The sequence below is a fragment of the Stenotrophomonas sp. S41 genome, from assembly GCF_016624625.1.
Classification (GTDB): domain Bacteria; phylum Pseudomonadota; class Gammaproteobacteria; order Xanthomonadales; family Xanthomonadaceae; genus Stenotrophomonas.
In genome coordinates this window covers 1-1,094 of record NZ_JACVTV010000211.1, presented here as the reverse complement: position 1 = coordinate 1,094, position 1,094 = coordinate 1, and the positions used below count along the sequence as shown (strand labels likewise).

The following is a 1,094-nucleotide window of genomic DNA, read 5'->3' as shown; positions in this document are numbered from 1 at the left end:
CTTCCCAGCTCGTTGTGCTGGGGGGCCCCCCCCGGCGGCCCCCCCCCGGGTCCTGATCCTGGTTCTGCTTTGGTAGGTGTCGACCTTGGTCGACACGATTCTTCCGATCAAAAAAAAGGGTCAGACCCCTTTTCCCGTAGGAAAGGGATCTGACCCCGATCACGCCAGGTCAGCCGATCAACCGCGCTGGCGCACGGCCTCGAACAGACTGACGCCGGCGGCGACGGAGACGTTCAGGCTCTCGATTTCGCCCGGCATCGGGATCTTGACCAGGCCATCGCAGTTCTCGCGGGTCAGGCGGCGCAGGCCGTCGGCTTCGCCGCCCAGCACCAGGGCGATGTTGCCCTTCAGGTCCAGCTGGTACAGCGACGCGGTGGCTTCACCGGCCAGGCCGTAGATCCACACGCCCTGCTTCTGCAGGTCCTTCAGGCAGCGCGACAGGTTGGTCACCGCCACCACCGGAATGAGGTCGGCGGCGCCGGCCGAGGTCTTGCGCACGGTGGCATTGACCGTCGCCGACTTGTCCTTGGGAATGATCACCGCGGTGGCACCGGCCGCCGCAGCCGAGCGCAGGCAGGCGCCCAGGTTGTGCGGGTCCTGCACCTCGTCCAGCACCAGCAGCAGGGCCTTGCCCTCGGCAGCGGTGACCAGGCCTTCCAGCTCGTTCTCGCTGTAGGTGCGGGCCGCGGCATAGCGCGCGGCCACGCCCTGGTGGCGCACCGAGCCGCCGACACCGTCCAGCGCCTGGCTGTTGACCTTGCGCACGTCGATGCCCTTGCGGCGGGCGTTTTCCTCGATTTCGACCAGGCGCGGGTTCTTCGCACCGGCCTCGACCAGCACTTCGCGGACGTTGTCGGCGTCGTTCTCGATGGAGGAGGCGACGGCGTTGACGCCGACGATCCACTGGCTGTTCTTGCTCATGCGGGGGCCGAACCGGAAAGGGGGTGGCTATGGTAGAGCATCGGCGGCGGCCGCGCTGCGCGCTCGCCGGGCATGGCCCGGCGCTACCTGCCGGGTGCCGCCCGTTGGTTGGTGGGTGCGGACCGTTGGTTGGTGGGTGCGGACCGTTGGTTGGTGGGTGCGGACCGTTGGTT

At 68.4% G+C, this 1,094-nt stretch carries 1 protein-coding gene; it reads right to left on the bottom strand.

Annotated features, from left to right (window positions below):
* Positions 1-177: 177 nt before the first annotated feature.
* On the bottom strand, positions 178-921 hold the full coding sequence (rlmB, locus tag IAE56_RS20920; protein WP_079221277.1) for a 23S rRNA (guanosine(2251)-2'-O)-methyltransferase RlmB: 744 nt from the start codon (positions 919-921) through the stop codon (positions 178-180).
* Positions 922-1,094: the final 173 nt, after the last annotated feature.

Bases quoted from the DNA above. Each gene is read 5' to 3' on its own strand.
- rlmB (WP_079221277.1), bottom strand. From the start codon at position 921: ATGAGCAAGAACAGCCAGTGGATCGTCGGCGTCAACGCCGTCGCCTCC.